The organism is Mucilaginibacter sp., from assembly GCF_039925265.1.
Classification (GTDB): Bacteria; Bacteroidota; Bacteroidia; order Sphingobacteriales; family Sphingobacteriaceae; genus Mucilaginibacter.
Window position 1 is genome coordinate 107,304 of record NZ_JBDSZG010000014.1, and the last position, 22,125, is coordinate 129,428.

Genomic DNA, 22,125 nt, shown 5'->3' on the forward strand with positions numbered 1-22,125 from the left:
ATTACTGACAATAAAACAATTAACAAAAAATACAAATTCGACTTAAATCAAGGTGAAACACTTTTCTGGAACACTCATTTTCAGGACATCGCAGTCACGCCGCAGCTATAACCGTACGGGATGAAAATAAAAAGCCCCGTGAAATAAAAATTTCAAAGGGCAACAATTACCTTTTCTTTAACCTCCACTAAAAACTACTCTGCAGGCAATTGAAAATTAATGGGGATAGTATACCGTACTCTAACCGGCTGACCGTTTTGGATACCGGGTTTCCAGGCTTTGGCCAGTTTAAGTACGCGGGTTGCTTCCTGGTCGAACCCGTAGCCGGCTCCCTTTATCACGGTAATATCGGTAAGCTCGCCGTTTTTCTCTACCACAAAGGTCATTACCACACGGCCGGATACGTTGGCATCCAGTGCTTGTGGTGGAAAACGTAAGGCTTTTCCTAAAAATTTACCAAACGCCGCCATGCCACCGTAAGGCTCAGGGTTCACTTCCAATCCGCCGCCAAAGGGTATTATTTCTTCGCCATTACCTGCGGGTGCCGCTACCGGGCCAACCGGGCCTTTATCATCTACAGCTAACGAGGGACCTTCGGGACCTTTTGTTGTAACCGGGCCCACATCTCCGTGAATATCCTCGATAACGGGCGGCTCTTCGGTAATCGGCTTAGACGTCACCACAAATGACGTAAATTTTGTAGCAGCCACCGGTGGGGTTGCTTTTACGGGCTGTACAGGTTTAGCTTTCTCAATCTGTTTTTCGGGAGGCTTAATAGCTTGTATAACAGGCGGGGTAATGTTAACCATAGTTCCCGTGTCAGACATTAGCGATTCGGTTTTAAAAGCAAAACTCAGCGCAACAGCTCCGGTAATTATTACAGTAAAAGCAATGGCCATTGCTTTGTTAAGCGTTCCCGCATAATGTGCCCTTAGGTCGTAAGCGCCATAAGCTTTGTTACGGTCGTCGAATACAAGGTCGAGCCACTCGGTCTTGTACAAATCAAATTTTGTGTTTAGCATAACGTTTAGAATTAAATTTGTCTATATAACGTTATGGCAATACAAAATGTTGTGCGAATTGCGATTATTGCGAAATAATTATTGGAATATATGGATAATTACAAATTTTATATTGAACGACGGGTATTATTAAGAATTATATTCTGTCTAAAAAACAATTCTAACTACCATTTGTCGGTAGCAACTTTCTTTACGGCTTCTTCCTGTTTTCTCAGCACTTGTACCCTATCCATCTGCTGTATCAATTTTGCAGAAGCGGTTTTACAAAACGCACCTATCTGGTCCAGGTATGCATCGGTGTCCTTTACGCTGTACTTGGACCACATTTTTTCTAAGGGTATTTCTACGCCGGGCTGAGTGGCCATATTGCCGTAGCGGTTTATTTTGTACGGTTTAAATACAAATTCGCCAAAGTTGTAGCGGTATTTACCGTCCTTGGTATCAATGTTCAGTTTGTAGCTCACTTCTCCGGCTTCTTTTTTTGATAATAGCGCGCTGCCGTAGATCACAAAGTTATCTTTCAATGTCACGCTGCCCGGTACTTTGGTTTTCTCGGTACGTTTAGGTGCAAAATAGCCGGCAAACTGCAATCCGCGGGTGTATAAGCTATCCATGCTCATACCCGGTTTTTCAATCACCTGGTAGCATACGTATTTGTTATTCTCGTCGAACTGAAGTACATCCTTCTGCGCCCAGGCGGTTTGCACCAATAGCGCGCAGGCAATGCTGAATACTAATTTTTTCATATAATAAAGATAAGCCATCCATAAACAAATATGGATGGCTTATAAGAAATTTAATTATTGATTTTTAGAAAGAGTACACAGCTGCTAATACAAACTGAGACGCTGATTTGGTGCCAAGCATTTTGCTATCTACAAAAAGCTCATCGTTAGCTTTATCAAGCCTTAACTCAGGGATGATAGTTAACGGGCCAGCTTTGATGTTTGAAGTTAAAGTGAATGCTTTAACACTTGGGCCGCCATCTTTAACTTTGAAGTACTCACCTCTTAAACCGAAAGACACGCTTGAGCTTGCAGCTATCTGTGGGTATAAAGCGATACCCTGGAAACCGCCCGGGCTGTTTGGTGCATTAAAATCAGCAGCATTTAAGCCTAATTTAAAGGCATCAGTAATTTGGTATGCAGTTGTGATATCAAATTCGGTACCTGATGTTTTGCCGCTAACTACGTTTAAGTAAGCTGTCCAGCCTTTTGCAGGGCTTAAAAACAACTGGGCACCGAAAGTAGATACATCTTTGGTAGATGAGTAGTTGTTCCAGCTATCGTTAAATACACCTGCCATTAAGCTTGCTTTGTCAGAAAAGGTGTAAGTACCTTTTAAACCTGCATTTTGGAACGGGCCGTTGGTGAACAGGTACGAAGTTGAGTAGTTGAAGTTACCTACCGGAGATATTACTTCGTAACCTACAAAAGTTGCCATGTAACCACCTGTAACGGTAAACTTATCGCTCAGATCGTATGACACGTATAGGTTTTGGATGTGGTAAGAATCGCCGCTTGCACCGTTAGGGATAGACTGCGCCTGGCCGCGTGGACCAAAGCTCATTTCACCAACAAAAGCCGCCTTTCCAACTTTTTTCTTCAAACCCAGGTCAATCATACCAATAGAGATCGAATTTTGATCGCTTGCAAAACTGGTACCGATGTTTGAACTACCGCCGGCCGATTTAAAGCCCGAGAAATCGTTTTTGTAGTAAGTATCTACCGAACCAAAGATAACCAAAGGCGGATCTGCTTTAGGGGCGTCCTGCGCGCTTGCGGTAAAAGTAGCTGCTGCTGCAAAAAATGATAAGAGTAAAAGTCTTTTTTTCATGATAAGGAATTAAATTAATTGTTTTTGTTAATTGTTGTTGTGTTGTTCTTAAATATCTTGGTTGTTAAAGCTTCTTCATCTATAATTCATGGCAATTAAATACCTTTTCTCTATAAAAATTACATTATGTTACTTAATGATAATAATCTCTATAGAATTTGTATTAATTACTAATTTTTTATGAAAATATGAATGAATTTTAACAAAAACAAATTATAAATGATATAACTTCAATAATAGATGCCATTTTTTTAATTATTAACATAAATAATTGGTCGTTTTATTTTCAAAACAAAAAATAATTCATCAATATTTATAAATATTATAATTTGCGCTTTAATAAAGATGCATATTTTAAAGTTTTCGCAATATTTACAAAGATTTAAACATAATTTAATGCTAAATGTATGCTATGCACGCATAATTTTAAACAAATTGTATATTTTGTTGAAGAATTAGTATTAAAACAACCTTGGGCGGCACTATTATAAAAAGACTTTGGGGTGGTGATATTAGCCGGCATGATAGCTGTTATTTTAAATGATTTTCTATTTTTGGGGTAACCAATAATATAACGTTATGCCCAATATTCGTTTTCAGGCCCTCAGGGTAGTACTTAGCCGGGAAATACCCGAAGTAAAAACACCGTCTAACAAAATATCCGACTATTTTGGGGCTAATGTTTTTGATAAACATAAAATGAAGGAGTATCTTTCTTCAGAAGCCTATGCAGGTATTGTTAATTCTATAGATAACGGCGAAACCATCCCCCGCGACCTGGCCGAGCAGGTAGCCGCTGCTATGCGCGCCTGGGCAATGGGCAAAGGTGCCACGCACTATACACACTGGTTCCAACCACTAACCGGCACTACTGCCGAAAAGCACGACGCTTTTTTTGAACCGACAGCTGATGGCGGCGCTATTGAACGCTTTAGCGGCGACGCGCTTGCCCAGCAGGAGCCCGATGCATCCAGTTTCCCAAGCGGTGGCATCCGCAATACTTTCGAGGCGCGTGGTTATACCGCATGGGACCCATCCTCCCCTGCTTTTGTTATTGCCCGCACCCTGTGTATTCCTACTGTATTTGTATCGTACACCGGCGAAGCGCTGGATTATAAAGTGCCCTTATTAAAAGCCCTGAGCGTTTTAGATAAGGCTGCTGTAGATGTTTGCCATTATTTCGACAAAAGCATTGAGAAAGTAAATGCATCGCTGGGTATTGAGCAGGAATATTTTTTGGTAGATACCGCCTTGTTTAACGCCCGCCCCGATCTGTTTTTAACCGGGCGTACTTTGTTTGGCCACATCTCGGCCAAAAACCAACAGCTGGAAGACCATTACTTTGGTTCGATCCCGAGCCGGGTTTACGCTTTTATGCAGGATATGGAAACCGAAGCCCTGCAATTGGGAATCCCATTGAAAACCCGCCACAACGAGGTTGCGCCTTCGCAGTTTGAATGCGCGCCGGTTTACGAAGAAATAAACCTCGCCATAGATCATAACCAGTTACTAATGGATATTATGGACCGCGTTGCCGGCCGCCATAATTTTAAGGTACTATTGCACGAGAAACCTTACGCAGGCATCAATGGCTCGGGCAAACACAATAATTGGAGCCTGATCACTAACACAGGTAAAAACCTGTTGTCGCCAGGCAAAACGCCAAAAAACAACCTGCAGTTCCTCGCTTTTTTTGTAAACACCATTAAGGCGGTACACGAACATGCCGACCTGCTGCGTGCTTCTATCGCATCGGTAAATAACGATCACCGTTTGGGTGCTAACGAAGCGCCACCGGCAATTATCTCCATCTTTTTGGGCAGCCAGTTAAATGAGGTATTGGACGAGATAGATACTTCGCGCCTTAGCAAAAAAATAAAGGACGAAAATTCGTTATGGCAGGGCATCCCTAAAATACCGCAGATATTAAAGGATAATACAGATCGTAACCGCACCTCTCCTTTTGCCTTCACCGGTAATAAGTTCGAACTGCGTGCGGTGGGCTCTTCGGCAAATTCGGCCAGCCCGATGACCATCCTTAACCTGATCGTTGCAGACCAGCTGAAGAAATTTAAGGTTGATGTAGATAAGCTGATCAAAAAAGGCGAGAAAAAAGACGTCGCGCTGATGATGATCATCAAAAAATACATCAAAGAATCGCGCAACATCCGATTTGAAGGTAACGGCTACAGCGAAGAATGGGAAAAAGAAGCCGCTGCGCGCGGATTGGCTAACATTAAAACTACGCCAAAGGCGCTGGATGCCCTGTTGACAGAAAAAGCAGCCGAGCTTTTTGCGGAGACTGGCGTTTTTAGCCGTCGCGAAGCACACGCCCGTCACGAGATACTGCTGGATGCTTTTTATAAAAAACTACAGATAGAGGCCCGCGTAATTGGCGAACTGGTGATGAATGTAATTATACCGGCCGCTATAGCCTACCAAAGCAAGCTGGTAAGTAACGTTAAAGGCTTAAAGGAAATTGGGCTTGACGAGAGCACCTATGCAGCACAGCTGGATATTATTAATAAAGTAGCCGAGCACATTAACTTTATAAAAACCAATGTTGACGAGATGGTTTCCGAACGCAAGAAGGCGAACGCCATTGAAGATATCCGCGAACGCGCCATTAGCTACGACGAAAAGGTAAAAACCTATTTCGCGCCGATCCGCTACCACGTAGATAAACTGGAACAATTGGTTGATGACGCCTTATGGCCGCTGCCAAAATTCAGAGAGTTATTATTTACCAGGTAGAACAGCAGCAACCAAAATTACAGGCCTTACGCTTTCCGGTAAACCGGCGGGTTTAAGGCCTTTTTTATTACATAGGTTCGTTGGTATCAAACCGCTGGCGTGGTACGGTTTCTTCAGGCTCCGGTTCTGTTGGCGGGCCAAGGGCAAACGCGGGGTCTACTTTTAAAATGGAGTAGTATTGTATTACACATAAAACGTAGCACAATATATATGGGATGTGCGACAGGAACATTTCCGGCTCGGCTAAATGCGCGCCAATGGTATTAGCCACATAGAACAGCCAGAACACTATTGGGAAGAAGATGAGAAAATAACGATAGTGGACGGTTTGCCTGATAAACAACAAAAAAAGCATCAAAATATGCGTTACCAGCAGTAAAAAGATCAATATGCTGTTTAAGGCATCGGCAGCGCCATTTGTAAAATTAATAGCCAAGCCGGTTTCTACTTCAACAGCAGGCTTAGGCATACCTATCACGAAGCTAAACACCAACGTGAGTATCAAAAAGATCCGAAATCCTATTTTCATTTAATGCCCTAATATAGCGCATGGGCATTAATAAACAATTAATCGCGCGCAAATAAATCGGTTTCGTTGTGCTGCTTGATGATAATCTGTCTGTATTTGCTCAACAAGGCCGATTTAGATACAAAACCGGTAAATCGCCCACCATCTACCACGGGCAGTTGCCAAACATCCAGCTTATCAAACAGATCCATCACCGCGCTTACGTTATCGTTGCTTTGAATAATAGCCGGCGGGGTAACCATAATATCGGCCACGGTAACATCATCAGTATCGCCGCCATATATTTGCCGGCGGATCTCATCTATCCATATCACTCCCTCCAACTCGCCCGAGGCTGTCAATACCGGGAAAATATTAGCATCGGTGGTAGCTAATATCTTGTAAAGTTGGGCAAGCGGGGTTTGGCTGTTAATTGCTATAAAACTTTTGTTGACGATGCTATCTAACGTAATGTTATTGAGCATCGTTTGATCTTGTCCGGGATGAATGTTACGCTCATGCACCAGGTGATGCCAATACATATTGTGCGGGTTGTATAGCTTAGCTATCAAATAAGATATAGCCGATACGATCATGAGCGGGATAAACAGCACATAGCCGCCCGTTATTTCGGCTATCAAAAATATGGCGGTTAGCGGTGCATGTAGCACCCCCGCTAATGCCCCGGCCATCCCAACGGCTATAAAATTGCTGGTATTTAAGTGGATCAGCCCGGTTTGGTTAACGCCAAATGCCACAAACAACCCCAGGAACGCCCCGGTGAACATAGTGGGCGCAAAAGTGCCGCCATTACCACCACTACCTATGGTAATTCCCGCTGCAACTATTTTCATCAGCACCAGCGAAGCGATGAATAGCAGCATTACCAGGGGGTCTGATAACCAGGCACCAAAAAAAGTCTCCTCTTTTAGCACGGAGAGGTTCCCGTTTAATATCTGTTGCAAATAGTGATACCCTTCGCCAAATAACGCCGGGAAAACCATCAGCAATATCCCCAAAAGTAAACCACCGCTTAAAGCACGTACATAACGGTTCTGCTTTAAAAAGATTCCCTTTTCCAGTGTACCACCCACCTTGGCAACATAAATGGATACCCACCCACAAAGCAGCCCTAACACAATGTAAAAGGGTAACGCTGTTATTACCCACCCTTCGGTAACCAAATGGAAAAGCTGCCCCGAATACAATATTTTAGATACCACCACTCCTGTAGCAGAAGCAATCAATAGCGGGATAAAAGTTGGGATGGTGATCTCACCTATCAATATCTCCAGCGAAAACAGCACCCCTGCAATAGGGCTGTTAAAAACAGCGGCAATACCTGCCGATGCACCGGCGGCTATCAGCACCGTTTTTTCATAGGGGCTAAGCTTAAAAAACTGCCCGAGGTTTGAACCAAGGGCCGCTCCTGTACAAACAATGGGTGCCTCCAAACCCGATGAGCCACCAAAACCCACCGTAAGCGAACTGGTTACCAAATGCGAGTATATATTGTTGAACTTAATGTTCGAACGGTTTCTGCGGATGTTTATCAGGATATTGCCTATCCCTTTTTGCATTTTATCGCGGTTGATGAGGTGCTGCCACGATACGGTTAGCAGTATCCCCAGCGCAGGCAAAAAAACATATATAATATGGTACGGCAGGTGCGATGATATATTGCGGCTCAACTCCTCCATAAAATGGACCAGGAACTTTAAGGCAACTGCAGCCAGCCCACCAAAAAGCCCTACTACAACGCTGCAATAAATTAAAAAATTACGCTGCCCGTTGAGAGTTAAGCGCAGCCTGTTGAGTTTATGCAGCAAGGATTTTAACATAGATGTGGTAGATATGGCAAATTAACAATTTTAACCCGCAAAAGGGTATTAAGCAGTATATTTGCCCATGATTTCTCCGCAAAGATATGATCAACGGGGCGTGTCTGCATCAAAAGATGATGTACATAATGCCATTAAAAACATTGATAAGGGCATTTTCCCGAAAGCGTTCTGCAAAATTGTTCCTGATATATTAACCAACGACCCTGAGTACTGCAATATTATGCACGCCGATGGAGCAGGCACAAAATCCTCACTTGCGTATACTTACTGGAAAGAAACCGGGGACATCTCGGTATGGCGCGGTATTGCCCAGGATGCCATCATCATGAACCTGGACGACCTGCTTTGCGTGGGTGCTGTAGATAATATCCTGCTGTCGTCAACCATTGGCCGCAATAAAAACCTGATACCAGGTGAAGTAATTGCCGCCATTATTAACGGCACCGAAGAAATTTTAGCTGAGCTGCGCGAAGCCGGGATCGGCATTTATTCTACCGGTGGTGAAACCGCTGATGTGGGCGACTTGGTGCGTACCATTATTGTGGACAGCACCGTAACCTGCCGCATGAAACGCGAGGATGTGATCTCCAACCACCGCATCCAACCCGGTGACGTGATAGTCGGCCTGGCATCATACGGGCAGGCTACTTACGAGAACGAATATAACGGCGGAATGGGCTCTAACGGCCTTACCTCTGCCCGCCACGATGTGTTTAACAAAACCATCGCCGATAAATTCCCCGAGAGCTTTGACCCTGCCGTACCATACGACCTGGTATTCTCGGGCAGCAAAAAACTAACCGACGAGATTGAGATAGGCAACGGCGAAACCATTACTGCCGGTAAACTGGTACTCTCTGCTACCCGCACCTACGCCCCTATCATCAAAACTATATTAGATACTTACCGCAGCCAGATAAATGGCATGGTGCATTGCAGTGGCGGCGCCCAAACCAAGGTGCTGCACTTTGTAGATAACCTGCACATCATTAAAGATAACCTGTTCCCTATCCCGCCCTTGTTTAAACTGATACAGGAAGAAAGCAATACCAGCTGGCAGGAAATGTACAAGGTATTTAATATGGGCCACCGCATGGAACTTTATGTTCCGGAGGAAATTGCTGCCTATATCATCAAAATATCTGAAAGCTTTGGTGTACCTGCGCAGATTGTTGGGCGGGTGGAAGCAGCGGATATTAAACAGGTAACCGTTTCATCACCATACGGTGAATTTATTTATAATTAAGGCAACAGCGTTATTCATAACAAAGCCCTGGTATTGTTAATGCCGGGGCTTTGTGTTTTTTTAGCAATTGTCCGCTATTCAAAATAGTCTATAACAAAAAAATCCCCAGTATTGTTACCGGGGATTTTTTGTTATTAGTTGTTAAGCGTCGTTTAGTTGAAGATGTATCTTAAACCAAACTGAGCTTGCCAGCGTGAAGCTTGAGAAACGCCGTTTGCAAATGTAGTAGTAAGTGGTGTTTGGTTCGGTGTATCAAAGTAAGGGAACGAGTAAGTTGGTTTACCGGTAGCAGCATCAATACCTTTGTAGGTAAGCAATGCAGTACGGTTAGCAAATTTAAAGTTACCCCAGTTCCTGTAAAGGAAGTTACCTAAGTTGATAATATTAAACTCAAACTGTAAGGTGTTTTTGATTTTCCCGGTAGTTTGGTAAAGATCTTGCGTAAAGTTAAAGTTTACCAAATGGAAGTATGGCAATACTAAACCGTTACGCTCTGCATATTTACCTTTACGTTTGCTCAGGTAAGGATCCTGGTTGATATAGGCACTCAACTGATTGTAGATCTGCACAGGAGTACGCGCGTCATAAGTAGCACTTGTTGCCACAGCGTTATCCTTTACCAAGATGATATCAGTAACATCCTTAGGCACGTAGATCAAATCGTTACTCGTTTGTCCGTCGCCGTTTACATCACCACTGTATACATAAGATGTAGAACCAGCGTTAGCTGCTTCGTAAGTTAAACCTACCGAAGTAGATAAGTGGTTAAAGTATTGCTTTTTGTATGAGAATGCAGCAATAACACGGTTTGGCTGGCGGAAGTTGGTGTAAGATGCTACATCAGCATTCGGGTCGCCAGAAACTGAACGGTCTCTCCAGGTTGATTGCGAAATAGAACCACCATCATTAACCGAACGAGAATCTGAGTGAGTGTACGCCACCATAAAGTACAGGTCTTTAAAAGTACGCTGTAATTGGCCGGTGATGTTGTAAGCGTAACCTTTTTTAGTATTGGTCAGCAAAATCGCATCGCTAATGTTTGGATTCGCAGCAGTATTTTGGTTTACGCCACCTACTACAATAGCCGGGTAAACACTTGTGCCGCTGTAACGGATACGGTTATCGCTACCCGAGAACGCAGTGCCTGTAGATGGTAAAGCAACGTTTTGGAAGATAACGGCATTAATGTCTTTAGAATAGCTACCCTCTAAGGTTCCTATAATACCTAACGGTAATTTTTGGTCAACACCAATGTTCACCCTAAAGTTAGATGGGAATTTGAAGTTCTTATCAGTTACAACCAGGTTGTAAGCAGTATTTGCGGCTGCGCCAGATGGCCTGTTAGCATTAACATCAGGTTTAAATATAAACTTAGGGTCGGTTGGTGAAATACCACCGTTTGCAGGTAAAGGCACATAAGTGAACGAACCAAATTGTACACCATTGTTACTTGCCTGGTTAGATATGTAAACATATGGAACCGGGCCCTGGAAGATACCGGCACCACCACGTACCTGGGTTAAACCTTCGCCATTAACATTCCAGTTGAAACCAACACGTGGTGAAAACTGGATGGTAGATTTGGGGAACTGGGCAGTATTAACCACATAACCATCCCTGAATTTTGTTAAGGCAGCAGCGTTTGAATTAAGCTGGCTTTTGGTATTGTAGCTTGGTACATCTACACGGAAACCGTAAGTCAATTTAAAGTTGTCTGTAGCTTGCCATTTATCCTGCAGGTAAAAACCAATGGTGTAGGCTTTAACATAAGCAAAAGGGAAAGAACCATCTGGCAATGCAGAGTACTGCAAAGCATAACGTACAGCGTTAGGAGTGCCTTTGTTGGCCGACTCCATGAAATCTGCTACACTTTTAAAGCGGTACTGGCCATTGTAGTTAGGCGCGAACCCATTTTTGTAGCTGTTAAACTCACCAGATAAACCAATATTGATCTCGTGTTTACCAGCAAAATAAGTAAAGTTGTCGCTAACCTGAGTGGTGTTGGTATTTAACAGGTTATTGGCAGTAAAAGGCTCATAACCAAATGAGGTTAAGGTAGCTGTACCTGCCGGGTTTAAGATATCAACAAGTGGGAACGAACCACCGCCCGGTGATGAACGAAAATCGCGCAGCGCCTGGTAACCAACGGTAAATTTGTTTGCAAATTTGCTGCTGATACGGGTATTCAACTCGGCAATACCAATATTGAAGTTGTTGTTGATGGTATAGAACGAAGAAAAGAACGGCAAGCCTGTAAAACCCGGGCTACGGCTGTTGTTTTGCGCGCCCGAACCGCTTGGTGGTACATCACGTAAAGATTTCAGGTAGAAATACTTTAACGATAAGGTATTGTTCTTATTAATGTTCCAGTCTAATTTTGCGGTAATTTTATCAGAACGGGTACGTAACTGGTAGTTTTCAAAAGCACCTGCGTCGTAACTATATTTAGTTTTCAGGAAATCTTTCAAAGTTGTCAGGTCATCGTACGAAGCCTGTGAAATAGTACCACCTGCTGTTTGTCCTGTACGTAATGCCGTGTAAGGAGTAGCCGGGTCGCTTATTCTTTCCTGCTCCCCAGAAACAAATAGGAATAATTTGTTTTTAACGATAGGACCGCCTAAACTGATACCGCGTTGTGTGTAGTTAATGGTTGGTTTAGCCACATCGGTAGTAAGGGTGTGTAAACCAACTAAACCTGCGGTACGTTTGTAAAGGTAAACAGTACCTTTAAATTCGTTTGTACCAGATTTGGTTACGGTATTGATACCCGAGCCCGCAAAACGGCCCTGGGTAACATCAAAAGGATTTACAGCTACCTGTATCTGCTCAATCGCATCTAACGAGATAGGCTGTGAGTTGGTTTGGCCACCTAATGAGCCTGCTAAACCAAAAGAGTTGTTAAACAATGCACCATCCACAGTAAGGTTGTTACCATTACCGTTACGGCCGCCAAAACTGCTGCCGTTTGCAGACGGAGTTAACTTGGTGTAATCCTGAATAGACCGGTTAATGGTTGGCAAACGGTCGATCTGGTTACGGGTGATGATCTCCTGTGAACCTGTACGTGAGTTGTTGATAACCTTGCTTTGTGTGCTGGTGATCCTTACTTCACTTAATGAAGTGCTGGTTGGCAGCAATTTGGTGTCAATTCTAAACTCCTGGCCCAATGATAGGGTTACATCGCTTTCAACCCTTGAGGTGAAACCAATGAAAGAATAGGTTACCGTGTAAGGCCCGCCAATACGTAAATTGGGCAAGTTGTAACGGCCATCCACGCGGGATACGGTTGAATAGTTGGTACCGGTTGGGGTGTGTATCGCGGTGATTGTAACACCTGGTAACGATAAACCCTTCTCGTCAACTACGGTTCCTGATATACTACTTGTTGTTTGCTGTGCAAAGCCAACAACAGACGTAAACAGGGCGAAAATTAGTAGAAGTAAATGCTTCCTCATACGCTCTTTTTTTAATTTTTAACTGTTAAGTGATTTAAATTTGGCACAAAGATATGTAATTGCCTCATTGCTAATGTTAAGTTAGTGTTAACAATAATTATATATTTTTCAACATTTTACACGCTAAGTAGCTAATAATGAAAAATTGGTGAATTTTTGCTATAATATTTACATTATTCGGACGATTGTGCCCCTTTAAGGAGTTGATTTTTAGCGGCCAGGCAGCAATTATCATGGTAAAATCCTAAAAACGCCGTTTTTTTTCAATTCCCCGCTTTTTATTTAGCTTTGGCATTCAAAATCAAAAAAGATATATAACTATATGGACTACGATTTAATTGTAATTGGTTCGGGCCCGGGCGGCTATGTGGCCGCTATACGTGCATCACAGCTGGGTTTAAAAACTGCTATAGTTGAGAAAGAATCATTAGGCGGTATATGCCTTAACTGGGGGTGTATCCCTACCAAAGCGTTGCTGAAAAGCGCGCAGGTTTTTGATTATTTAAACCACGCTGCAGATTATGGTATTAAAACCAGCGGTGGCGAGGTTGATTTTGAAGCTGTAATAAAACGCAGCCGTGGCGTAGCCGATGGTATGAGCAAAGGCGTACAGTTTTTAATGAAGAAAAACAAGATCGACGTTATTATAGGCTACGGTTCGCTTAAAAGCAAAGGTACCGTGTCTGTTAAGATAGCCGACGGCAGCACAAAGGACTTTACCGCTAAACATATTATTATAGCAACAGGTGGCCGCTCGAGAGAGTTACCTAATCTTAAACAGGATGGTAAAAAAGTTATAGGCTACCGCCAGGCCATGATATTGCCTAAACAGCCAAAATCAATGGTTGTAGTTGGTTCTGGTGCTATCGGTATCGAGTTTGCTTACTTCTACAACGCTATAGGTACCAAGGTTACCGTGGTGGAGTTTTTAGACAACATCGTCCCGTTGGAGGATGAAGAAATATCAAAGGGCCTTTTCAGGATCCTGAAAAAACAAGGCATCAATATCATGACCAGCTCTACCGTTGAATCTGTTGATACCAACGGCGACGGCTGCAGGGTAAATGTTAAAACCGCATCAGGCAATATCGTGTTAGAGGCTGATGTTGTTTTATCGGCCATCGGTATCTCTACAAACATAGAAGGTATCGGCCTGGAAGAAAACGGTGTAAAAACTGATAAAGGCAAAGTATTGGTTGATGATTACTACCAAACCAATGTAGAAGGCGTTTACGCTATCGGCGATATTGTTAAGGGCCAGGCATTGGCTCACGTAGCATCTGCCGAGGGTATCATTTGCGTGGAAAAAATTGCAGGGCAACATCCAGAGCCGTTAAACTACAATAACATACCTGGTTGTACCTATTGCTGGCCGGAAGTTGCCTCGGTTGGTTATACCGAGAAAGCAGCCAAGGAAGCCGGTTACGAAATTAAAGTAGGTAAATTCCCGTTCTCGGCATCGGGCAAAGCAAGTGCTGCCGGCGCTAAAGACGGTTTTGTAAAACTGATCTTTGATGCCAAATATGGCGAGTTTTTAGGTGCGCACATGCTGGGCGCCAACGTTACCGAAATGATTGCCGAGGTAGTTACCGCGCGCAAGCTGGAAAGTACCGGCCACGAGATCATCAAATCGGTACACCCTCACCCTACCATGAGCGAGGCTGTAATGGAAGCCGCCGCTGATGCTTACGGCGAAGTGATCCACTTATAATAGTATTATAAAGGTTCTCCTTTTAAAAGCACTCCATAACCGGGGTGCTTTTTTTGTACCCGTTCATATTTATCGCTAAATACAAAAGCCGCCCCTATAAATAGAGGCGGCTTCGACGATAATTTCGGCTTGTTATTTCGAATATTGGCTATCGAGGAAAACGTAACGGCCTTTAAGCTGCGGGCTTTCCTTTTCCAATATCGTGGTGGTGTTTAAATTAATAAACGATACCGGGCTACCTTTAGTGTTAGGGGTCCATTTTGGCACGCCCGCACCGTTAGGGTTACCGGTTTTTATAAAGTTGGCAAAATAGGTCTCCATGGTTTCAGAAACCTTATAATCATCCGGTGTCCAGGCGTAAGACTCATTAGTGGCCAGGTTGCCCATTGCATATTCAATTTCGAAAGCATGCGGGGCTCCGTTGTATGGTTCCGGGCCTTTAGGTGCCGCGGGTTTTGCAGGGTCAACTTTATTCATGCCGCCTGCAAGGCCCGGCGTAGAACCCGCCATCTTAGCGCTCATAGGTGGTTTCGGTTTCGAAAACACATAGCGATAAACCGGTTTACCGCTGGTTTCCGCATGTACCGTGGTCCACTTCCAGGTAGCGTACACAATAAACCTGTCGCTGGCCAATTCCGTTGCCGATTTAATGACCTCTGCTTCTGTATTCCCCGGATAAAGCTTTGCTACCTCATCAGCCTTGTCGGAATAAAACGATTTTAATTGCTTCATATAATTTTCGGGCGTTGGCGCACTCCCGTACATCACCGCCTGGTAAGGGATCTCTGCCGAGTTCCATCCCGCCAGTAAAGGCACTTTCGCTTCTTCACCTGCGGCGTATGATTCCGATGGGCTTTTGGTAAAAAAATAACCATCTACTATAAAACCCGTTGGCGGGTTACCCGGTTTTGCCGCAAGCTCTAACAACTCATTAGCAGGGATAGCGCGCAAGGCTGCCAACGTTGTTGCACCTGCTTTTTCACCAAACTTAACCCCATTCCCCTCGGCCACGCTCAGGCTTTGAGGAGCCAACGGTTTAAACATGGCACCACTCTCGCCTATGGCCCCGTTTATCAGATTTTTTGAAAGCGGGGATACCATCTGCGCTGAAACCGACATAGAACCGGCAGACTCACCCGCAATGGCAACCCGTTTAGCATCGCCACCAAAAGCTTCTATATTAGCCTGTACCCAGCGCAGCGCGGCGTTCTGATCGAGCAAACCATAGTTACCAGACGAGTTATGAGGCGATTCTTTGCTCAATTCTGGATGTACCAGAAAGCCAAAAACGCCTAAGCGGTAGTTAACCGTAAGCGTAATGACACCCCTTTTGGCCATGCTTTCGCCATCGTAGCGCGCTTCAGAACCATCTCCGGCAACAAAACCGCCGCCGTAAAAATAAACCAGCACCGGCATTTTCTCTTTCGTTTTTTTAGCAGGCACCCATACATTAAGATAAAGGCAATCTTCGCTCATACCCGGCGAACGGAAGCCCATATCGCCAAACACTTTTTTTTGCATAGCGTTATAGCCAAAGGCATCGCATTTGCGTATGCCGCCCCAACTGTTTACAGGCTGCGGATCTTTCCAGCGCAGGTCGCCTATAGGTGGCTGCGCAAACGGAATCCCTTTAAAGCTGATAACGCCCGATTTCTCGGTAACGCCCTCAACCTGCCCCTTGTCGGTTTTAACAAGCGTTTGCGCCATGGCCACGGTAACGGCCAGTTGCACAAGCACAAAAAATGTTAATTTTTTCATTCTGAATTTTGTTTATTTGGTTGGATTTGAATGGATAACAAATATCATCCTCAAGCGGATAAACTATTGTATCATTATGTTACAATAATAATTCGTAATTTCGGCATTATCAAATTTATTTGTTTGCCCCGGGCAAAATAATGAGTAAGCAACAACCATCAACAGAAGGCCACCCGGCGGGCGAAGGGTTTATTCCCCACCTTGCCGTGGATGCCGTAATATTTGGCTTTCATGATAAGCAGTTGAAGGTACTGCTGATGCAATATAGTAGAACGCACCTATACGCGCTGCCTGGTGGTTTCATCCGCCAAAACGAAAACCTGGATGCTGCCGCGAAACGAGTGGCATCAGAGCGTACGGGCCTGACTGATATATTTTTAGAACAGTTCCACGTATTTGGCGATCTGGCCCGGCACGATCCTTCGCCTTTCGCTTCCTTTATGACGGCCAATGGCGATGAGCCTGATGCCGGACACTGGCTGCTGCAGCGCTTTATTACCGTGGGCTACTTTGCGCTGGTAGATTTCACCCAAGTTACGCCCACACCCGATAAAATATTTGATAGCTGCGACTGGTACGACCTTAACGCTCTGCCCCCACTGATACAGGACCATACCGCTATTGTAAATAAAGCCTTGCAATCGCTCAGAATTATGCTGGATGATAAACTGATAGGCTTTAACCTCCTCCCCGTCGATTTTACCATGGGCGACCTGCAAAGCCTCTACGAAACCATCTTAGGTAAGAGTTTACTGCGCCCCGCATTTCAGCGTAAAATGCTTAGCCTGGGCATACTGGTACGTGTGGCAAAAAAATATAGCGGTGGCGCGCACAAAGCGCCTTATTTATATCGCTTTGTTTCTAAATAAGTTGTTACTTTTATAACCGATGAAACCTACGGTTATTATAGAATATTGCCCAAAATGCAACTGGTTGCTTCGTGCCGCCTACATGGCCCAGGAACTGCTTACCACCTTTAGTGATGACCTTTACGGCGTAACACTACAACCAAGCGAAACCAGCGGGAGATATGCTATCCGAGTAAATGATGCCGAGATCTTCGACAGAAAGCAACAGGGGCGTTTTCCGGAGATAAAAGAATTGAAACAATTGGTGAGAGATATAGTTAACCCGGAGAAAAATTTAGGGCACTCAGATAAATCATAATTTTTTACTTAATTTTCGCCTGTTAGCTTAACAAATTTTGTTTACGTAACTTTGCAGCTTAATTTTTAAAATGCTATCCAAAAAAACTAAATACGCCATAAAAGCGCTGGTAGCCATGGGCAAAAACATGGATAAACCGCCCATGCAGATCTCTAAAATTGCCGAAGTAGAGAAAATTCCAAAGAAATTCCTGGAACAGATCCTTTTAGACCTTCGCAACGCCGGTTTTTTATACAGTAAAAAAGGCGCAGGTGGTGGTTACAGCTTAAATAAGGACCCAAAAGAGATTTTTTTGGTGAGTATTATGCGCATTACCGATGGACCTATAGCGATGGTGCCCTGTGCCAGCTTAAATTTTTACCACCGTTGCGATGAGTGCCACCAGGAAACAACCTGCGGTATCCGCGATGTTTTTATTGAAGTACGCGATGCTTCGCTAAAAATACTATCAGAAACCAGCATTGCCGATATTATTGCAAGGGAAACCAATTTAATAAACTTGTAAGAAAAGCGCACAACCTAAACCGCAAACAACCAACCTTTCTATCATCCGTCTGCAGCAATAAAACTTAGTACAGCTGTTTACGTTAAGTAAAATATGCTCAGTGTAAAACACGCCTGGTTATTAACTTATGCTTTGGTGCTATGCCTGAAATTATCGGCGCAGCAAGCGGGTGCCATATATATCTATAAAACTGCCCCTAACGGCGGAGAGGGTAAATTTTACCTTGGCCGCGAGATTGCACAAATAATGAGTTTTGACGGGGCCGCCTGGCTGGAGCGCGATAACCGCCAGCGGGAAGAAAACACGGAGCTCGCCATATCCAAATTACCAATTAACAAAAGCAGCGTAGTTGCCGATATAGGTGCCGGAACCGGCTACTATACTTTCAGGATTGCGCCGAAAGTGGGAAAAGTTTATGCTGTAGAGATACAGGATGATGCTAATAAGTATCTTGAAAATAAGAGTCGCCAACTTAAACAAACCAATGTTACGGTTATAAAAGGCGGGGAACGCTCCCCAAACTTACCCGCTAATACTATAGACCTGGCCATAATGGTAGATGTATACCATGAGTTGCTTTATCCGCAGGAAATGTTGCAGGCAATACGTGCATCTTTAAAACCAAAAGGAAGGCTGTTATTAATAGAGTACCGCGCAGAAGACCCCGAAGTAGCTATAAAAGCGCTGCATAAAATGAGCGTAACCCAGGTGAATAAAGAAATGAAAGCGAACGGCTTTCACCTGGTGCAGCGGGGCGAATTTATGCCCATACAGCACTTTTTGGTGTACCAGAAAGACTAATGCTATTCGTTGATCTTTTCGGAGATATTCTTGATAGCTTCATCAAGGCGTTTGGCAGAGCTGAGCAGATACTCTTCGCATTGCTTATATTCCTCTTTGTTGTTGTCGCTATGCTGTATAATATCCATAATGCCCAGGATATTGGTGAGGTGTTTGCGTACTTCGTGCGAGTTGATAAAAGCAAGTTCGGCCTTTTTGGTAGCGAACAAAAGCTGCTCGTAATGGCGTTTTTGCTTTACGTTACGGTAAATAAGCGCAATGGCTACAATTATTAAAGCGGCAACTACTACCATAAATATCAGCCAAAGCCGCTCTTTTTCGTAAACGGCTGTACGTTGCGTGTACGAATTTTCGGCCTCGTCTATTTTTATTTGCGAGGAGATATCTCCTACCTGTGTTAACCGCAGATTATTCTCCTGCGACTCCTTAAGCGCCAGCATGTAATTGTACGATGCAAGTTTGTTATCGCCTTTTTGCTGTGCTATTTGTGCCAACACATCGTAAAAGTGGTATTTGATCTCGGGGTGGTTATTTGCTGCGGCGATGGCTAATTGAGCATCTACCTTCTTTTTTGCAGAATCCAGCTGCCCGTTCATAAAATAAGCATCGGCAAGGCGCTGTTCCTCCAGGTCGTTATAAATGTACTTGGGGCTTTTTTCCATGGCAATTATTTGTTTAATGGCCAATGGGTAATCGCGCTTTAGCAATGTAATGTAGTAAGCTGTGCGCTGCCTGTAATTGTATATTTTGTAGTTTTTGTTACGCGGGTCGTTCAACTTTGCGTGATAGGCTTTCAGCGAATCAATATTATTTTGTCTGAAATAATTTTCAGATTTATTATAATATATCACACTCGAAAGCAAATTCATATTCTTTTCGTCATTACTTATTAAGGCCAAAGCTTTATCCAGGTAGTTTAATGATTGGGTATAGAAGCCCGATTTGTAATAAAGATCGGAGATATTAATATTTAAAGAGGCCTGCGGGCGATTATCCGGCAGCTTATCCTTCAGTTTTACCACCTCTTTTTTTGCCAACCTATAGTTGTAAACGGCCGCGATAAAGTTACCCTGATCGGTTTGGATGAAGCCCAAATGTGTATAAAACTGGAACAACAGATAGGCGTCATTCTTCTTTTCGGCCAGTTGAATAGCCTTATTCATGTAAACTTCGGCGTCTTTTAGGTTGTGCTGTTTGTACAAAGCAAAACTGGCCATGAAATTAGAGAAAGCCTCTCTATCAACCATGCTATATTTCACAAACACCTGATTAAAAGTATCTTGCACGGCCAAAAGCCTATCTTCTGCCGATGCATGTATATAATTTTTAACGAATATAACCAACCTCTTTTGCCTTGTAAAGGCGTCTTTTTGCTCAAGGATGTTACTTAAGGTATCCTGATTGATTTTAGACTGGTGAAAAGGCACAACAGTACTTTTAGGCACTTGTGCCTGTAACGTCAGAAAAAACAGGAATGTAAAACTTATAGCAATAATAAGCGTTCTACGCATGAAGTATATTTTCTATAAATTTACGGTTGCCTTTGATAAAAACAAATTATAGCAAGTTATACTTGATGGTTTTTCAAAAAAACATTTTTTTTGAAACTTTTTAAAAAAAACCACGTATTAATACTTGGTTATAAAAATATTTTATACCTTTACATAATCTAAATCAGACCGTACAAAAAACTACTAAATATAATCATGAAAAAACTTATACCTTTTGTTGCCCTGGCCGTAATCGCCACCAGCATCTACTCTTGCCAAAAAGACCACTCTGTTAAACCAAAAGGTACTATTGGTTCTATATCTAAAAATATGAAAAAAGACACTACCCCGCCGTCTTTCAAAGCATTTAAAGATACAACTCCACCTGCTGCTACAACATTGCTGAGAGATACAACTCCACCAAGCAAATAATAAGCTAAATTTTAGCTTTAATAATATTAAAGCCCATGCATTAAATCAATGTATGGGCTTTTTACGTTTTAAATATTGCCTGTTTTTAAGGCATAATAAATTATATCAAGCACAGGCAGGTTACTCCCCCTATACTTTAAGCATCAAACTTATCCAGTAATTTCAAAAGTGTTTCAAAATCTTTTGGGTAAGGCGCACGGATTGTTACCACCTCTTCATTCACCAATTTAAAGGTTACCTCGTAGGCGTGCAGGGCAAAACGCTTCATTATCGGCAGTTCTTCCTGGTCTTTACCTAACTGGTACTTGCGTTTTAGTTTAGAAAGGAACACGGGCTGGCCCTTGTACATATCATCGCCGGCTATGGATGCACGCTGCGTAGCCAAATGGATGCGGATCTGGTGCATACGGCCTGTTACCGGGCGGCATTCTACCAAAGTATAGTGTTTATAGTATTTTAACGATTGAAACCAGGTTTCGGCACGTTTGCCTTCCTGGCGGCTGATAGTTACGGTACCTTTACCCACGTTCAGTATCGGCAGATCAATAAGCAATTCCTCAAACACATGTGTGCCATCAATTACAGCGTGGTAAACTTTCTTCACCTTCCGCCTTTCAAACTGCATACTTACAGCACGGTAGGCTTCCGGGTTTTTAGCTATAATAAGGGCACCTGAGGTCTCTTTATCAAGGCGATGGCATATCTGGGCATCGTCGGCATATTGCCTGGCCAGGCGCAGCATATTTACCTCGCCGCCTTCGCGCTCATCCAACGAACTGATAAACGGAGGCTTGTTCACCACAATAATATCATCGTTCTCAAACAGGATCAGGTCGGCAAATTTTGGAAATTTCATATTTTAATATAGCCGGCAAAAATACGGTTTATTAATTTAATCCGGCCTATGTATGTGAGAACAGAATCCCCGGGGCCAAAAACAAAATAAATATGCCGGTGTTATTATCCTGAAAAACAACATTAACCATCTACCTAAATAAAAACAACATGAGCACAGAAAGTACACAGCCCGAGGAAAAAGGCTTTTTTGAAAAAATAAAAGAAACGATAGAAGAGTTTTGGGAAGGCACAAAAGACACTGCTGAAGACCTTAAGGAAACAGCAGAGGAAAAATTTGATGATATCAAAGAATCTGTCACCGCCAAAAAGGCAACCGCTACCAAAAAAGCTTCTGCAGCTAAAACTACCGTTGCTAAAAAAGCGACTGCCGTTAAAGCCGCAGTAAGCAAAAAAGTAAGCGAAACCACTGCCAAAGCCAAACAAGAAACCGCCGAGGTAAAAGCCAAAGCAGCCGATAAAGCTAAAGCAGTAACCGCAACTGCCAAGGCAACCGCCGAGGAAATCAAAACCAAGGCGGACGACAAAGCAAAAACTATAGCTACTAAAGCGAAAGAAACCGTTGCCGATACCAAAAAAGCGGCTGTAGCTACAAAAGCAAAGGCAACCGATAAAGCTAAAGCCGTAACAAGCGCGGCAAAAACAGGTGCAGCATCGGTTAAGAAAGCAGCTACCACCACACGCAAAAAAGCAGCGACGAAAGCTTAAACTTTATTCAAGGGTTGCCAAATTTGAGCATTG

The 22,125-nt window shown here is 43.4% G+C and carries 18 protein-coding genes; 9 read left to right on the forward strand and 9 right to left on the reverse strand.

The window, feature by feature from the left end; genetic code table 11:
- Nucleotides 1-194: 194 nt before the first annotated feature.
- The 3 genes from ABIX36_RS06795 to ABIX36_RS06805 form a co-directional block, all read right to left on the reverse strand.
- The gene (locus ABIX36_RS06795) at nucleotides 195-1,022 is read right to left on the reverse strand and encodes a TonB family protein (protein ID WP_348081408.1); all 828 of its coding nucleotides are present in this window, start codon (nucleotides 1,020-1,022) and stop codon (nucleotides 195-197) included.
- 164 nt (nucleotides 1,023-1,186) lie between these two features.
- Nucleotides 1,187-1,768 (reverse strand): DUF4468 domain-containing protein, encoded by a 582-nt coding sequence (locus ABIX36_RS06800; RefSeq protein ID WP_348081409.1) that lies wholly within the window; start codon nucleotides 1,766-1,768, stop codon nucleotides 1,187-1,189.
- A gap of 64 nt (nucleotides 1,769-1,832) precedes the next feature.
- Nucleotides 1,833-2,858 (reverse strand): porin, encoded by a 1,026-nt coding sequence (locus ABIX36_RS06805; RefSeq protein ID WP_348081410.1) that lies wholly within the window; start codon nucleotides 2,856-2,858, stop codon nucleotides 1,833-1,835.
- Nucleotides 2,859-3,437: 579 nt separating this feature from the next.
- On the opposite strand from ABIX36_RS06805, the gene ABIX36_RS06810 reads away from it, so the two are divergent.
- On the forward strand, nucleotides 3,438-5,612 hold the full coding sequence (locus ABIX36_RS06810) for a glutamine synthetase III (protein ID WP_348081411.1): 2,175 nt from the start codon (nucleotides 3,438-3,440) through the stop codon (nucleotides 5,610-5,612).
- 67 nt (nucleotides 5,613-5,679) lie between these two features.
- Here the strand turns inward: ABIX36_RS06810 and ABIX36_RS06815 are convergent, their stop codons facing one another.
- Both ABIX36_RS06815 and ABIX36_RS06820 read right to left on the reverse strand, forming a co-directional pair.
- Nucleotides 5,680-6,141, reverse strand: a complete 462-nt coding sequence (locus tag ABIX36_RS06815; protein ID WP_348081412.1) for a hypothetical protein — start codon at nucleotides 6,139-6,141, stop codon at nucleotides 5,680-5,682.
- Between the two features lie 38 nt (nucleotides 6,142-6,179).
- Nucleotides 6,180-7,961 carry a chloride channel protein gene (locus ABIX36_RS06820; RefSeq protein ID WP_348081413.1) on the reverse strand — a complete coding sequence of 594 codons (1,782 nt, stop codon included), beginning with the start codon at nucleotides 7,959-7,961 and terminating at the stop codon, nucleotides 6,180-6,182.
- A 67-nt stretch (nucleotides 7,962-8,028) separates the two neighbouring features.
- Here ABIX36_RS06820 and ABIX36_RS06825 point away from each other — a divergent pair, with 67 nt between their 5' ends.
- Nucleotides 8,029-9,210: an AIR synthase related protein gene (locus ABIX36_RS06825; RefSeq protein WP_348081414.1), complete on the forward strand. Its 1,182-nt coding sequence runs from the start codon at nucleotides 8,029-8,031 to the stop codon at nucleotides 9,208-9,210.
- Nucleotides 9,211-9,362: 152 nt separating this feature from the next.
- Here the strand turns inward: ABIX36_RS06825 and ABIX36_RS06830 are convergent, their stop codons facing one another.
- Nucleotides 9,363-12,665, reverse strand: a complete 3,303-nt coding sequence (locus ABIX36_RS06830) for a carboxypeptidase regulatory-like domain-containing protein (protein ID WP_348081415.1) — start codon at nucleotides 12,663-12,665, stop codon at nucleotides 9,363-9,365.
- Between the two features lie 322 nt (nucleotides 12,666-12,987).
- Between ABIX36_RS06830 and lpdA the strand changes: the two genes are divergently transcribed.
- Nucleotides 12,988-14,376, forward strand: coding sequence for a dihydrolipoyl dehydrogenase (gene lpdA / locus ABIX36_RS06835; RefSeq protein WP_348081416.1), 1,389 nt, complete (start codon nucleotides 12,988-12,990; stop codon nucleotides 14,374-14,376).
- A 132-nt stretch (nucleotides 14,377-14,508) separates the two neighbouring features.
- Here lpdA and ABIX36_RS06840 read toward each other — a convergent pair whose 3' ends face one another.
- Nucleotides 14,509-16,134: a carboxylesterase family protein gene (locus ABIX36_RS06840; protein ID WP_348081417.1), complete on the reverse strand. Its 1,626-nt coding sequence runs from the start codon at nucleotides 16,132-16,134 to the stop codon at nucleotides 14,509-14,511.
- A 140-nt stretch (nucleotides 16,135-16,274) separates the two neighbouring features.
- On the opposite strand from ABIX36_RS06840, the gene ABIX36_RS06845 reads away from it, so the two are divergent.
- The 4 genes from ABIX36_RS06845 (at nucleotide 16,275) to ABIX36_RS06860 (ending at nucleotide 18,607) form a co-directional block, all read left to right on the forward strand.
- Complete coding sequence (locus ABIX36_RS06845; RefSeq protein ID WP_348081418.1) at nucleotides 16,275-17,003, forward strand: NUDIX domain-containing protein; 729 nt, start codon at nucleotides 16,275-16,277, stop codon at nucleotides 17,001-17,003.
- Between the two features lie 19 nt (nucleotides 17,004-17,022).
- Nucleotides 17,023-17,301, forward strand: coding sequence for a SelT/SelW/SelH family protein (locus ABIX36_RS06850; protein ID WP_348081419.1), 279 nt, complete (start codon nucleotides 17,023-17,025; stop codon nucleotides 17,299-17,301).
- A 70-nt stretch (nucleotides 17,302-17,371) separates the two neighbouring features.
- Nucleotides 17,372-17,806: an Rrf2 family transcriptional regulator gene (locus ABIX36_RS06855; protein WP_128534764.1), complete on the forward strand. Its 435-nt coding sequence runs from the start codon at nucleotides 17,372-17,374 to the stop codon at nucleotides 17,804-17,806.
- Nucleotides 17,807-17,899: 93 nt separating this feature from the next.
- Nucleotides 17,900-18,607: a class I SAM-dependent methyltransferase gene (locus ABIX36_RS06860; RefSeq protein ID WP_348081420.1), complete on the forward strand. Its 708-nt coding sequence runs from the start codon at nucleotides 17,900-17,902 to the stop codon at nucleotides 18,605-18,607.
- Between the two features lie 2 nt (nucleotides 18,608-18,609).
- Here the strand turns inward: ABIX36_RS06860 and ABIX36_RS06865 are convergent, their stop codons facing one another.
- Nucleotides 18,610-20,118 carry a hypothetical protein gene (locus ABIX36_RS06865; RefSeq protein WP_348081421.1) on the reverse strand — a complete coding sequence of 503 codons (1,509 nt, stop codon included), beginning with the start codon at nucleotides 20,116-20,118 and terminating at the stop codon, nucleotides 18,610-18,612.
- Nucleotides 20,119-20,313: 195 nt separating this feature from the next.
- On the opposite strand from ABIX36_RS06865, the gene ABIX36_RS06870 reads away from it, so the two are divergent.
- Complete coding sequence (locus tag ABIX36_RS06870; protein WP_348081422.1) at nucleotides 20,314-20,529, forward strand: hypothetical protein; 216 nt, start codon at nucleotides 20,314-20,316, stop codon at nucleotides 20,527-20,529.
- A gap of 136 nt (nucleotides 20,530-20,665) precedes the next feature.
- On the opposite strand, the gene ABIX36_RS06875 is transcribed toward ABIX36_RS06870, so the two are convergent.
- The gene (locus tag ABIX36_RS06875) at nucleotides 20,666-21,385 is read right to left on the reverse strand and encodes a pseudouridine synthase (RefSeq protein ID WP_348081423.1); all 720 of its coding nucleotides are present in this window, start codon (nucleotides 21,383-21,385) and stop codon (nucleotides 20,666-20,668) included.
- Between the two features lie 149 nt (nucleotides 21,386-21,534).
- On the opposite strand from ABIX36_RS06875, the gene ABIX36_RS06880 reads away from it, so the two are divergent.
- Nucleotides 21,535-22,092 (forward strand): hypothetical protein, encoded by a 558-nt coding sequence (locus ABIX36_RS06880; protein ID WP_348081424.1) that lies wholly within the window; start codon nucleotides 21,535-21,537, stop codon nucleotides 22,090-22,092.
- Nucleotides 22,093-22,125 lie beyond the last annotated feature (33 nt).